The following is a 12018-nucleotide window of genomic DNA, read 5'->3' on the forward strand; positions in this document are numbered from 1 at the left end:
TCGATTATCATGTCCGGCGTGCCCGCAATGCCTTGTTGCAACGGCAATGTTGCATCCACCACCGACCTTTGAATTTTCAGGGAGTTTAGCCGTGACCGTCATCGATCTGCGTAGCGATACAGTGACCAAACCCACGGAAGGCATGCTCGACGCGATGGCGCATGCGCCTGTCGGCGACGATGTATACGGCGAAGATCCCACGGTAAACCGGCTGGAGGCCACCCTGGCCCTGCGACTGGGGTTTGCTTCGGCGCTGTTCGTGCCCACCGGCACCATGAGTAATCTGCTGGCGCTCATGGCACATTGTGAGCGCGGCGAGGAGTACATCGTCGGCCAGCAGGCTCATACCTATAAATATGAAGGCGGTGGCGCCGCAGTGCTCGGATCGATTCAGCCGCAGCCGCTTGAAGTTCAGGCCGATGGCACGCTGGACCTCGCTCAGGTCGGCGAAACCATCAAGCCGGACGATTTCCACTTTGCCCGCACACGCCTGCTGGCGCTGGAAAACACCATGCAGGGCAAGGTGCTGCCGCTGTCCTATCTGGCGGCGGCTCGCGCGCTGACCCGGGAAAAAGGCCTGGCGCTGCATCTGGACGGCGCTCGCGTGTTCAACGCAGCGGTCAGGCTGGGCGTGGATGTGCGGGAGATCGCCGGGCACTTCGATTCGGTATCGGTCTGCCTGTCAAAAGGGCTGGGTGCGCCGGTCGGTTCGGTGCTGTGCGGCTCGACCGAGCTGATCAGCAAGGCCCGCAGGCTGCGCAAGATGGTCGGCGGCGGCATGCGTCAGGCCGGGATTCTGGCGGCGGCGGGGCTGTATGCGCTAGAGCATCATGTCCAGCGACTAGCTGACGATCATGCCAACGCCGCCTTCCTTGCTCAGGGGTTGAGCGAGCTGGGCTACAGCGTCGAGCCGGTACAGACCAACATGGTTTACGTGCGCGTCGACGAGCACGCCGCTGCCCTCAAGGGATTCTGCGCCGAGCGCGGCATCCGGCTCAGCGCCGCGCCGCGGTTGCGCATGGTGACCCATATGGATGTGTCGCGGGACCAGATCGAACAGGTGATCGCGACGTTTGCCGACTTCGGCCGCACATAGAACACCAGTAATCCAGTAACTTGTCTCTATCGTACAAACACACTGTACCGAGGACGCAACGCCTATATAATGCGGCCCTTTGCCGTCGCTACGTCATCTGACGTTTTGCACTTGCCTCTGGCCGCTGTCTCCGTGGAAGAACCTATGAAAAGCGCAGAAATCCGTGAAGCCTTCCTTGGCTTCTTCGAAGAGCAAGGTCACACCCGTGTCTCTTCCAGTTCCTTGATTCCGGGCAACGACCCGACCCTGCTGTTCACCAACGCAGGCATGAACCAGTTCAAGGATTGCTTCCTGGGCCAGGAAAAACGTGCCTACACCCGAGCGGTTTCTAGCCAGAAATGCGTGCGCGCCGGTGGCAAGCACAACGACCTGGAAAACGTCGGCTATACCGCGCGTCACCACACCTTCTTCGAGATGCTGGGCAACTTCAGCTTCGGCGACTATTTCAAGCGCGATGCGATTACCTACGCCTGGACGTTCCTGACGTCCGAAAAGTGGCTGAACCTGCCCAAGGAAAAGCTCTGGGTCACCGTCTACGCCACCGACGACGAAGCCTACGATATCTGGACCAAGGACATCGGCGTGCCGCCCGAGCGCATGGTGCGCATCGGTGACAACAAAGGCGCGCCGTACGCTTCGGACAACTTCTGGACCATGGGCGATACCGGCCCGTGCGGTCCCTGCACCGAGATCTTCTTCGACCACGGCCCGGAAATCTGGGGCGGCCCACCCGGCTCGCCAGAAGAAGACGGCGACCGCTACATCGAAATCTGGAACAACGTGTTCATGCAGTTCAACCGCACGGCTGACGGCGTGCTTCACCCGCTGCCGGCTCCTTCGGTGGATACCGGCATGGGCCTGGAACGCGTAAGCGCCGTGCTGCAACACGTGCATTCCAACTACGAAATCGACCTGTTCCAGAGCCTGCTGGCCGCATCTGCCAAAGCCATTGGTTGCACCAATGACAATCAGGCATCGCTCAAGGTCGTGGCCGACCACATCCGCTCGTGCAGTTTCCTGATTGCCGACGGCGTGCTGCCGTCCAACGAAGGTCGCGGCTATGTACTGCGCCGCATCATCCGCCGCGCGTGCCGTCACGGTAACAAGCTGGGTGCCAAGGGCAGCTTCTTCTACCAGATCGTAGCTGCGCTGATTACCGAAATGGGCGCTGCGTTCCCCGAACTGGTTCAGCAGCAGGCGCATATCGAACGCGTGCTCAAGGCTGAAGAGGAGCAGTTCGCCAAGACCCTGGAGCAGGGCCTGAAGATCCTCGAACAGGACCTGGCTGAGCTCAAAGGTTCGGTCGTGCCGGGCGAAGTGGTGTTCAAGCTGTACGACACCTACGGTTTCCCGATGGACCTGACCGGCGACATTGCCCGTGAGCGCAACCTGACACTGGATGAAGAAGGTTTCGAGCGCGAGATGGAAGCCCAGCGCGTGCGTGCCCGTTCGGCCAGCTCGTTCGGCATGGACTACAACAGCCTGGTCAAAGTCGACGTGGCAACCACCTTCACCGGTTACGCCGCCACCAGCGGCAACGCTTCGGTGATCGCTCTGTACAAGGGCGGCCATTCGGTCGAGCACCTGAACGAAGGCGACGAGGGCGTCGTCATCCTCGACACCACGCCGTTCTACGCTGAATCGGGCGGCCAGATCGGCGATTGCGGTTTCCTGCAGGCCGGTGACGTGCGTTTCGACGTGCGCGATACCACCAAGACCGGTGGCGCGTTCCTGCATCACGGTGTGGTTGCCTCGGGCAGCCTGAAGGTCGGTGCCGCGGTCGAGACCCAGGTAACAGCCGACGTACGGCTGGCCACGGGCCTCAATCACTCGGCGACGCACCTGCTGCACGCTGCCTTGCGTCAGGTACTGGGCGATCACGTTCAGCAGAAGGGTTCTCTGGTCGACAGCCAGCGCCTGCGTTTCGACTTCAGTCATTTCGAAGCCATCAAGCCAGAACAGCTGCGTGAGCTGGAAGATATCGTCAACGCCGAAGTGCGCAAGAACACGCCGGTGGTAACCGAAGAAACCGACATCGAAAGCGCTCGCAAGCGCGGTGCCATGGCGCTGTTCGGCGAGAAGTACGGCGACACCGTGCGCGTGCTGAGCATGGGTGGTGATTTCTCGGTCGAGCTGTGCGGTGGTATCCACGCCAGCCATACCGGTGACATCGCACTGTTCAAGATCATCAGCGAAAGCGGTGTCGCCGCTGGCGTGCGTCGTATTGAAGCGGTGACCGGCGCTGCCGCGCTGGCCTGGCTGAACTCGGCTGAAGATCAGCTCAAGGAAGCCGCGACCCTGATCAAGGGCAATCGCGACAACCTGCTGGACAAGCTGTCGGCTGTGCTCGAACGCAATCGCCAGCTGGAAAAACAACTGGAGCAACTGCAGGCCAAGGCCGCCAGTGCCGCTGGCGACGATCTGTCCGCTGCTGCGCTGGACGTCAAAGGCGTCAAGGTTCTGGCCACGCGCCTGGATGGTCAGGACGGCAAGGCGCTGCTGGCGCTTGTCGATCAGTTGAAGAACAAGCTCGGCCGCGCAGTGATCCTGCTCGGCAGTGTGCATGAAGACAAGGTCGTCTTGGTTGCAGGCGTGACCAAGGACCTGACTGGCCAACTCAAAGCCGGTGATTTGATGAAGCAAGCGGCTGCCGCTGTAGGCGGTAAAGGCGGCGGTCGCCCAGACATGGCTCAGGGCGGCGGTGTCGATGCAGGCGCGCTGGATGCCGCGCTGGCACTGACTGTTCCTTTCGTGGAGCAGGGTATCTGAATCGGGCTTCCCGGCCCGCCGCTCAACGGCGGGCCAGGTTCGAATGTTTATGGGTGCCCTTAACGGGTTTTGAGGCGGCTTTGAGATGGCTTTGATCGTACAGAAATTTGGAGGCACCTCCGTGGGCTCCGTGGAGCGCATCGAGCAGGTTGCCGACAAGGTTAAGAAATTCCGCGAAGCGGGCGATGACCTGGTGGTGGTGCTGTCGGCCATGAGCGGGGAAACCAACCGCCTGATTGACCTGGCCCGGCAGATCAGCGATCAGCCTGTTCCTCGCGAACTGGACGTGATCGTCTCGACCGGTGAGCAGGTGACCATCGCGCTGCTGGCGATGGCCTTGATGAAGCGCGGCGTGCCGGCGGTGTCCTACACCGGCAACCAGGTGCGCATCCTCACCGACAGCGCGCACAACAAGGCACGCATTCTGCAGATCGATGACCAGAAGATCCGCTCCGACCTCAAGGCCGGTCGGGTCGTGGTAGTCGCCGGTTTCCAGGGCGTCGACGAAAACGGCAACATCACCACTCTGGGTCGTGGCGGTTCCGACACCACGGGCGTGGCACTGGCGGCGGCGCTCAAGGCCGATGAATGCCAGATCTACACCGATGTGGACGGCGTCTACACCACCGACCCACGCGTGGTTTCGCAGGCTCAGCGCCTGGACAAGATCACCTTCGAAGAGATGCTGGAAATGGCCAGCCTCGGTTCCAAGGTGTTGCAGATCCGCGCGGTCGAGTTCGCCGGTAAATACAATGTCCCGCTGCGCGTCCTGCACAGCTTCAAGGAGGGCCCGGGCACCCTCATTACCATCGATGAAGAGGAATCCATGGAACAGCCGATCATTTCTGGCATCGCTTTCAACCGCGATGAAGCCAAGCTGACTATCCGTGGCGTGCCGGACACCCCGGGTGTCGCCTTCAAGATTCTCGGCCCGATCAGCGCCGCGAACATCGAGGTCGACATGATCGTGCAGAACGTCGCGCACGATAACACCACCGATTTCACCTTCACGATTCATCGCAACGACTACCAGTCGGCCTTGCAGGTGCTTGAAACCACGGCGCGTGAAATCGGCGCGCGTGAAGTTTCCGGTGACACCAAGATCGCCAAGGTGTCCATCGTAGGGGTGGGTATGCGTTCCCATGCAGGCGTTGCGAGTCGCATGTTCGAGGCGCTGGCCAAGGAGAGCATCAATATCCAGATGATCTCCACCTCCGAGATCAAGGTCTCTGTAGTGATCGAAGAGAAGTATCTGGAGCTGGCGGTACGTGCGCTGCACACCGCTTTCGAACTGGACGCGCCTCGCCAGGGCGATTGATCCATCCTGTGAAGGCGTACTTTGCGTACGCCTTCACGTATCACCGCGCAGGGCCTGTGTTTTCCCGGCGCCGGTCGATACTCTGTTCAGGCGTGTGGCGATTTCGCTGCGGGCTTGTGCCTGCTGGTTTGCAGACTGTTGTCCCTGAAGAATGCGTAAGGAGAAAGGTATGCTGATTCTGACTCGTCGGTGCGCAGAGAGCCTGATCATTGGTGATGGCGAGATCACCGTGACAGTGCTCGGCGTCAAGGGTAATCAAGTACGCATTGGTGTCAACGCGCCCAAGGAAGTCGCGGTTCACCGCGAAGAGATCTATCTGCGTATCAAGAAAGAGAAGGACCAGGAACCAAGCCATTAATTTTATTTGAATTTTTGGTTTGCAAACGGGGAAAAGGGTGGTTATTATACGCCCCGTGTTGCGGAGAGCTGGCCGAGTGGCCGAAGGCGCTCCCCTGCTAAGGGAGTACACCTCAAAAGGGTGTCGGGGGTTCGAATCCCCCGTTCTCCGCCATTATTCTTGTAGTGCGTTAGATGTGGCTTGATCGGTAAGTTGTTGAATTTACTAGAAAAAGTGCTTGACCAAACAAATTAACGACCTATAATGCGCGGCACCAACACAATGCACTCGTAGCTCAGCTGGATAGAGTACTCGGCTACGAACCGAGCGGTCACAGGTTCGAATCCTGTCGAGTGCACCATTTAAAGGTTGGTTACAGCGAAGTAGCATTACAGAGCTGTAGTTAACTGGCTTCAACCAGAGGTGATCTGGTCTAAAAACACCAATGCACTCGTAGCTCAGCTGGATAGAGTACTCGGCTACGAACCGAGCGGTCACAGGTTCGAATCCTGTCGAGTGCACCATACACCAAAAAGCCCACATCACATGATGTGGGCTTTTTGCTTTCTAGCGTTTCCCTTTCACGCAGCCTTCGGCATCGAATGTCACGGTGTTGGTACGGCCCTTCTTTTCCTTGTAAACATAACGCAGTTCGCCGTTGCGATTGACGACCTTGTCGGGGCGCCCGAGCAGGCTCTCGACGTCTCGCCGAGTCATGCCCGGTGGTGTGCGTTGATTGATGATTGCCTGCCGGCGTTGCTCGGCGGTCAGGCGGTTGCCGCAGCCATCATCACGCTGACCCACAATCACTACCTCCTCGCCGACGCTGTCCCGGCTGCCGCGCTGGGTTGTCTGTGCCTGCGGCAGCAGTGGGGCAACGCTGCCTGGCGGCGGGCTCGACACTTTGCGCGTTTCGCTGCTGTGATCCGCCGGGCAGCCAAGCGTGGTGAAGGTGATGTTGCCAGCGTTGTCTTCGCAACGCTGAACGGAGCTGGCGGTGGCCAGTGTGGAAAAAACCATCACTGCGCAGCCTAGCGAAAAAGGGTAGGGTGGTGGCATGTGCGTCCTCCTTGACGAGCGAGTCAGCAGGCTACCTCTGGGCCGGATGTCTTCGCGAGCGTGTTTTGTTCGCTGAATGTGACGTCGAACTCTCGTTGGCTAGCAAGACAATCAACTGTGCCTCGCAAGCGCCTGTTCTAGACTGCATTTTCTCAGGTGCGCTTCGCCCAAAGCGGTGTATGATTGCGCCCGTCAGCCCCGCCGGGGCTTGTGGAATACCTCCATGGACTTACCCAGTAGTTACTCAATCATACGTTTAAACAATCATGATTTAACTGATTGATCTCCCCGGCGTGCTCCGCTGCTGGGAGTGGAGTTCGCCTATGACCGAAAGAGAAGTAAAGAAAACGCAGGAAAGCTTGCAGGATCGTCTGGCTCAAGTTATCGAGCTCCTGCAGCGCCAGCGTGTTGTTGAAGACCTGACCCATCGTCAGGAAGGCCTGCATCAGGATCGTGTAGAGAACCTGGTTCATCGCCAGAATCTGGTCGAGCTTCAGCGCAAGCTCGACGATCTCCATTCGGCAGACGTTGCGTACATTCTCGAAGCCCTTCCTCTGGAAGACCGTCTTACGGTCTGGCAGTTGGTCAAGGCCGAGCGCGACGGTGACATTCTTCTCGAAGTATCCGATTCGGTTCGTGAAACGCTGATCGCCGACATGGACGATCATGAGCTGCTGGCGGCTGCCCGTGAGATGGACGCCGACGAACTGGCGGACCTGGCACCCGAACTGCCGCGCGACGTCGTTCACGAGCTGATGGAAGCGCTGGACGTGCAGCAGCGCGAGCGGGTTCGCTCCGCGCTCTCCTATGATGAGGATCAGGTCGGCGCACTCATGGACTTCGAGATGGTGACGATCCGCGAGGACGTCAGCCTGGAAGTCGTTTTGCGCTACCTTCGCCGGCTCAAGGAGTTGCCAAGCCACACCGACAAATTGTTCGTGGTCGACTACGGCGGCACCCTGAAAGGCGTCTTGCCGATCAAGCGCCTGCTGGTCAATGATCCGGAAAAGCAGGTCGGCGAAGTAATGGCCAATGATCCGGTCACCTTTCACCCGGAAGACAACGCCTACGACGCTGCCCAGGCTTTCGAGCGTTATGACCTGATTTCCACGCCCGTCGTGGACAAGAGCGGCAAGTTGATCGGCCGTCTGACCATCGATGAAATGGTCGACCTGATTCGTGAGGAAAGCGAAAGCGAAGTCCTCAATATGGCGGGTCTGCGGGAGGAAGAAGATATCTTCGCCTCGGTCTGGCGTTCTCTGCGCAACCGTTGGGCCTGGCTCGCAGTCAATCTGATCACGGCGTTTCTGGCTTCGCGGGTCATCGGCCTGTTCGAGGGTTCCATCGAGAAGCTGGTAGCACTGGCGGCGCTTATGCCGATAGTGGCCGGTATCGGCGGTAACTCCGGGAACCAGACGATCACCATGATCGTGCGCGCCATGGCGCTGGACCAGGTCAACACTGGCAATACCTCACGGTTGTTGCGCAAGGAGTTGGCGGTTGGCTTGATCAACGGTCTGATCTGGGGTGGGGTGATCGGTGTGGTGGCCTACCTGCTCTATGGCAGCTGGTCATTGGGCGTGGTAATGACAGCGGCCATGACACTGAACCTGTTACTGGCGGCGCTCATGGGAGTATCAATTCCTATGACGCTTGCGCGCCTGGGGCGAGACCCGGCGATGGGTGCCAGTGTCATGATTACAGCGATGACCGACAGTGGCGGATTCTTTATTTTTCTGGGCCTGGCAACCATTTTTCTGCTCTAACAACCGTTTGAAAAAGACCGCCTTAAAGGCGGTTTTTTTTATATCTGAAAATCAATTAACGATATTTCCTACAACTAAGGTCGATAAAGTCCACACGAAAAAAAAGGCCAGCTTAACGCTGGCCTTTGGTGTTTCTGCTACTGCTCAGGACTCTTCAGAAGCGAGTTCAGTATCGTGAGCAATCAGCGATACCAGTGCATTCTGCTGACGGTGCGACAATTGCCGAAAACGTTGCAGCAGCTCGCGTTCGTGCAAGGACAGCTCAGGACTGTCCAGGCGCAGGCTTGGCTCATCGCCAAGAGCCCCTTCCTGAATCAAGCTCTGTTCAAGGCGAGCGATGATTTCCGAATTCATGCTGCGGTGATGATTCTTGGCTACCTCTTGCACGCGATTGCGCATGCCGTCTGGTAGGCGAACAACGAACTTGTCAGCCGTGCGGCTGGAATAAGTAGCCTGTTTCATAGGGCTCATATATTTAACCGGTTAGTTCAGGGGAAGCGGTTCTGGCAAGTGGCCGCAAGATTGTCACAGTCTGACAGTCATTTTGGACAAATGTTCAACCGTGTTATCAAGAGGGTCGGCATCATGACCCATTCCGTCGAATCCTTGGCGTCAAATCTGTGACAAATATTGACTCAGATAAAGGCGTTTGGCCAGCACCAATTATCAGAATTGCGAGCGGATTTGCAAAGCTGAGGTTTTCCGCTCATCCGGCACCGGATAAACACCTGACTGCTTTTTGCCATGATGGCTATCTGTCTTCAGCGTAGATGGTAATGCGATGGAATACGAATGCCTCCGACGGACGTAGCAGCCGTGGCGGAAAATCTCGAAAAAGGGGAGGGGAAATCGGGAGCGGAGACGGGACGTGGCCAGTGAGAAGGTACTGCAAGCCTTCCCGACCAAATGGTTATGAGTTAATGCTTTTACTGCTCAGCGCAGGACCGGATCGAATTTGAAACGGCGTCCCAGGAAAAGCGCGACCACGAACAGGCTGGCAAATACGCCGGCGGCAATTTTCGAAGCGCTGCTCAGTGCTGGCGCGTGTTCAGGCAGGAGAAGATCAACGGCAACAGCCATCAGTGCCAGGATCATGAACGACAAAGCGGATTTTGACATGGCGTCTCTCTCTTGAAGGTCAACGGTTAGAGGCTAAGGTTGAAAGACTGTTCGACGCTCAGAAAACCCAGCGCTCTTCACTGCGAGGAATCTGCAGGCTCTCTTCCGCATCGTTGGTCAGCATAGCCGCATTCGCGCGCTTGTCAGTCATCACCGCCAGTTGAGGGGCTTGGCGGACTGAATGATGTGGCTGAACAGGTTGTGCGCTCGCCTGTTGGTTGACGCCAGAATCCTGGAAATGAAACGCGATCAGTGCTACCAGTGCTGCCGCATTCAACGCTGTGAGGGTCATGTTCATTTTCCAGTACCTTAGCCGAACTGAATGGTAGGTTAATTGTCGGTACTGATAATGCAGTCTGCATGCCAAACGCGTTTATGTAAAAAAACTAATAAAATCAGTCACTTATATTGAGTTAGCGTAGGTTGACCGTTGCGTTTTGCAATGATGGCTTTTTGCGGTAATGCATTTTGCATGATGCGAATAATCCGGCGACGATTTCTGACATTCTGCCTACAGGTTTGAAGGGCAATGACGACATGACAAAACCCCGTCAGGTCGTTAACATGCACGCCGTTCTCGCTGGCGCCACTCGGTGCGTCGGCACACGGGTCTCAGTAGCTCAATTGGATAGAGCATCCCCCTCCTAAGGGGAAGGTTGGCAGTTCGAACCTGCCCTGGGACACCATCGAAACACCCTTTCTGCCAACGCCTGCCGCCCTTGATCATCCGCTTAGAAGACCAGCTGTCGGCCCGCCTGTGTATCCGCATCAACTTCCCCACGAGCGCCCGGTCACGATAAAGGTACCCTCAATTTCCGGGAGTCCCCATGACCTTTCGTGCCTGGCCGTTGCTGTTTCTGATTCCAGCTGCATTTATGCTGCTTTCCGGTTGTGCGACGAGCGAGCTCGGTAGCGCCGACCGGGCGAAGCTCGCTGGCAAGACCTTTATCGTGACAGGCGCGTCCAGCGGCATTGGCCGGGGCGTGGCGCTGGAGCTGGGTCGCGCCGGCGCCAACGTCATCGTGGTGGCGCGGCGTACCGCTGCGCTCGAAACGCTCGCCGGCGAGATCCGTGCTTTGGGCGGCCATCCTGTCGTGGTAACGGCAGACGTCACCGACACTGCCCAGATGCGCCAGCTTGCCATCCAGACAGCTGCACGTTTCGGTCGTATCGACGGCTGGATCAATAGCGCCGGAGTCGTCGTGATCGGGCAATTCGAAGAAATCCCGCTGGAGGATCATCAGCGACTGCTGGACGTTAACCTCAAGGGCATCGTCACCAACAGTTACCTCGCGTTGCGTCAGTTCCGCGCTCAGGGCAATGGCGTGCTGATCAACGTTGCGTCTATCGACGGCGAAGTTCCGCACGCCTTCCATGCCTCCTATTCGGCATCCAAGGCCGGCGTGATCGCCTTGGGTCGGGTACTCAACGAAGAGTTGAATCTCGCCGGGCGAGACGACATACACGTGGTCACGGTACTGCCGTGGGCCATCGATACTCCGCTTTGGGACCACGCTGGAAATTACACAGGCCGGACCGCGCAGCTGCCTACTCTGGATGGACCGGAGAAAGTGGTGAATGTGATTGTCCGGGCTACGCTGCACCCCAAGGATGAAATCAAGGTCGGATACAAGGCCAGACTGGCTTACTGGTCACATCGCCTTGCCCCCGACCTGACCGCGCGCTTCTCCGCTCACGCCATCAAGGCGGCGGAAGTCGAAATGAACCCTCCCGCCGCCCGAGGTCCTGGCAATCTTCACCAGCCGATGGAGCATGGCCAAGGCGTCTCCGGGGGTATTCGCGAACGCATGGAGCATGAGACCGAGCCGGCGCGTTGATTCCTTCAACCAAACAGCAACAGGAGAGCTGACATGATTGATGATTCGAAAATCCGCGAAAAAGCCTATGAGCTGTGGGAACAGGCTGGCGCGCAGGAAGACTCGCCGGAAACCTATTGGCACCAGGCACGGGCTTTACTTGAAGCCGAAGAGGGGGCGTCGGACGCAGGGTCCGGTGGCGCGGAGTCTGGCGATTTGCAGAGCTCCGATCCGCAAAACGGCAGCCTGGAGAGCGGCGCCGACACGATTGACCGACCAGGTCTGGGTACTCTCGTCGACGATTCGGAGGATAAGTCTGCGACTTGAATCGGCCACGACAAAAGCCTTGACCGTCTGTCTTGCAGCGTGACGAAACATGCAAACCTGCCAAAGGAGCTGGGTCAGATGTGTTACTCCCATGTGGGAGTAACGCAGGCGAATTACTTAGAGGAAGAGAATTATGGCTAACACCGGAAACTCCAATCCTGGAAACTTTGCCAATGATCGGCAGAAAGCGTCCGAAGCGGGCAAGAAAGGTGGTCAGGCATCGGGTGGCAACTTTGCCAATGACCGCGAAAAAGCGTCGGAGGCAGGCAAGAAAGGCGGACAAAGCAGCCACGGCAAACGTAGCTGAGTCCCGCCTGTGACGAGTGCCTTCCACCCTCCAGGCACTCGTCGTTTCGTCCAGCCCGGCCCTTTTCAGGGCCGGTCTGGTTATTAAGCAGATGAAGAAAGGG

General features: G+C 58.1%; 12 protein-coding genes and 4 tRNA genes. 12 read left to right on the forward strand and 4 right to left on the reverse strand.

The window, feature by feature from the left end; translation table 11 throughout:
- Positions 1 to 91 precede the first annotated feature (91 nt).
- The 7 genes from ltaE to J3P77_RS06970 all read left to right on the forward strand — a co-directional run bounded on the left by ltaE (position 92) and on the right by J3P77_RS06970 (position 6044).
- A complete protein-coding gene (gene ltaE, locus J3P77_RS06940) occupies positions 92 to 1096 on the forward strand; it encodes a low-specificity L-threonine aldolase (RefSeq protein WP_434680606.1) in 1005 nt (334 codons plus the stop codon).
- A 144-nt stretch (positions 1097 to 1240) separates the two neighbouring features.
- Complete coding sequence (gene alaS / locus J3P77_RS06945; RefSeq protein ID WP_434680607.1) at positions 1241 to 3865, forward strand: alanine--tRNA ligase; 2625 nt, start codon at positions 1241 to 1243, stop codon at positions 3863 to 3865.
- A gap of 85 nt (positions 3866 to 3950) precedes the next feature.
- The gene (locus tag J3P77_RS06950) at positions 3951 to 5183 is read left to right on the forward strand and encodes an aspartate kinase (RefSeq protein ID WP_434680609.1); all 1233 of its coding nucleotides are present in this window, start codon (positions 3951 to 3953) and stop codon (positions 5181 to 5183) included.
- A gap of 169 nt (positions 5184 to 5352) precedes the next feature.
- The gene (csrA, locus tag J3P77_RS06955; protein WP_020290522.1) at positions 5353 to 5541 is read left to right on the forward strand and encodes a carbon storage regulator CsrA; all 189 of its coding nucleotides are present in this window, start codon (positions 5353 to 5355) and stop codon (positions 5539 to 5541) included.
- Between the two features lie 62 nt (positions 5542 to 5603).
- Positions 5604 to 5694 (forward strand) — tRNA-Ser (locus J3P77_RS06960).
- Positions 5695 to 5804: 110 nt separating this feature from the next.
- Positions 5805 to 5881: transfer RNA gene (locus J3P77_RS06965), tRNA-Arg, on the forward strand.
- 86 nt (positions 5882 to 5967) lie between these two features.
- Positions 5968 to 6044, forward strand: a tRNA-Arg gene (locus tag J3P77_RS06970).
- A gap of 43 nt (positions 6045 to 6087) precedes the next feature.
- On the opposite strand, the gene bamE is transcribed toward J3P77_RS06970, so the two are convergent.
- Positions 6088 to 6579: an outer membrane protein assembly factor BamE domain-containing protein gene (gene bamE, locus J3P77_RS06975; RefSeq protein WP_434680610.1), complete on the reverse strand. Its 492-nt coding sequence runs from the start codon at positions 6577 to 6579 to the stop codon at positions 6088 to 6090.
- A gap of 323 nt (positions 6580 to 6902) precedes the next feature.
- Between bamE and mgtE the strand changes: the two genes are divergently transcribed.
- Positions 6903 to 8345 (forward strand): magnesium transporter, encoded by a 1443-nt coding sequence (mgtE, locus tag J3P77_RS06980; protein ID WP_434680613.1) that lies wholly within the window; start codon positions 6903 to 6905, stop codon positions 8343 to 8345.
- 144 nt (positions 8346 to 8489) lie between these two features.
- Here the strand turns inward: mgtE and J3P77_RS06985 are convergent, their stop codons facing one another.
- The 3 genes from J3P77_RS06985 to J3P77_RS06995 all read right to left on the reverse strand — a co-directional run bounded on the left by J3P77_RS06985 (position 8490) and on the right by J3P77_RS06995 (position 9762).
- Positions 8490 to 8816: an Arc family DNA-binding protein gene (locus J3P77_RS06985; protein WP_002554423.1), complete on the reverse strand. Its 327-nt coding sequence runs from the start codon at positions 8814 to 8816 to the stop codon at positions 8490 to 8492.
- 462 nt (positions 8817 to 9278) lie between these two features.
- Positions 9279 to 9464 carry a PA3371 family protein gene (locus tag J3P77_RS06990; RefSeq protein ID WP_434680616.1) on the reverse strand — a complete coding sequence of 62 codons (186 nt, stop codon included), beginning with the start codon at positions 9462 to 9464 and terminating at the stop codon, positions 9279 to 9281.
- Positions 9465 to 9522: 58 nt separating this feature from the next.
- A complete protein-coding gene (locus tag J3P77_RS06995) occupies positions 9523 to 9762 on the reverse strand; it encodes a hypothetical protein (protein WP_434680617.1) in 240 nt (79 codons plus the stop codon).
- Positions 9763 to 10073: 311 nt separating this feature from the next.
- On the opposite strand from J3P77_RS06995, the gene J3P77_RS07000 reads away from it, so the two are divergent.
- The 4 genes from J3P77_RS07000 (at position 10074) to J3P77_RS07015 (ending at position 11915) form a co-directional block, all read left to right on the forward strand.
- Positions 10074 to 10150, forward strand: a tRNA-Arg gene (locus J3P77_RS07000).
- 141 nt (positions 10151 to 10291) lie between these two features.
- Entirely contained in the window at positions 10292 to 11302 is a 1011-nt protein-coding gene (locus J3P77_RS07005) for an SDR family NAD(P)-dependent oxidoreductase (protein WP_434680620.1), read from the forward strand.
- A gap of 33 nt (positions 11303 to 11335) precedes the next feature.
- Positions 11336 to 11608 (forward strand): DUF2934 domain-containing protein, encoded by a 273-nt coding sequence (locus J3P77_RS07010; RefSeq protein ID WP_434680621.1) that lies wholly within the window; start codon positions 11336 to 11338, stop codon positions 11606 to 11608.
- A 133-nt stretch (positions 11609 to 11741) separates the two neighbouring features.
- Positions 11742 to 11915, forward strand: a complete 174-nt coding sequence (locus tag J3P77_RS07015; protein ID WP_434680623.1) for a general stress protein — start codon at positions 11742 to 11744, stop codon at positions 11913 to 11915.
- Positions 11916 to 12018: the final 103 nt, after the last annotated feature.

The sequence above is a fragment of the Pseudomonas sp. R1-18 genome (genome assembly GCF_051132095.1).
Lineage (GTDB): Bacteria > Pseudomonadota > Gammaproteobacteria > Pseudomonadales > Pseudomonadaceae > Aquipseudomonas.

Bases quoted from the DNA above. Each gene is read 5' to 3' on its own strand.
- J3P77_RS07005 (WP_434680620.1), top strand. From the start codon at position 10,292: ATGACCTTTCGTGCCTGGCCGTTGCTGTTTCTGATTCCAGCTGCATTT.
- J3P77_RS07010 (WP_434680621.1), top strand. From the start codon at position 11,336: ATGATTGATGATTCGAAAATCCGCGAAAAAGCCTATGAGCTGTGGGAA.
- mgtE (WP_434680613.1), top strand. From the start codon at position 6,903: ATGACCGAAAGAGAAGTAAAGAAAACGCAGGAAAGCTTGCAGGATCGT.
- J3P77_RS07015 (WP_434680623.1), top strand. From the start codon at position 11,742: ATGGCTAACACCGGAAACTCCAATCCTGGAAACTTTGCCAATGATCGG.
- J3P77_RS06950 (WP_434680609.1), top strand. From the start codon at position 3,951: ATGGCTTTGATCGTACAGAAATTTGGAGGCACCTCCGTGGGCTCCGTG.
- J3P77_RS06985 (WP_002554423.1), bottom strand. From the start codon at position 8,816: ATGAGCCCTATGAAACAGGCTACTTATTCCAGCCGCACGGCTGACAAG.
- alaS (WP_434680607.1), top strand. From the start codon at position 1,241: ATGAAAAGCGCAGAAATCCGTGAAGCCTTCCTTGGCTTCTTCGAAGAG.
- bamE (WP_434680610.1), bottom strand. From the start codon at position 6,579: ATGCCACCACCCTACCCTTTTTCGCTAGGCTGCGCAGTGATGGTTTTT.
- csrA (WP_020290522.1), top strand. From the start codon at position 5,353: ATGCTGATTCTGACTCGTCGGTGCGCAGAGAGCCTGATCATTGGTGAT.
- J3P77_RS06990 (WP_434680616.1), bottom strand. From the start codon at position 9,464: ATGTCAAAATCCGCTTTGTCGTTCATGATCCTGGCACTGATGGCTGTT.
- J3P77_RS06995 (WP_434680617.1), bottom strand. From the start codon at position 9,762: ATGAACATGACCCTCACAGCGTTGAATGCGGCAGCACTGGTAGCACTG.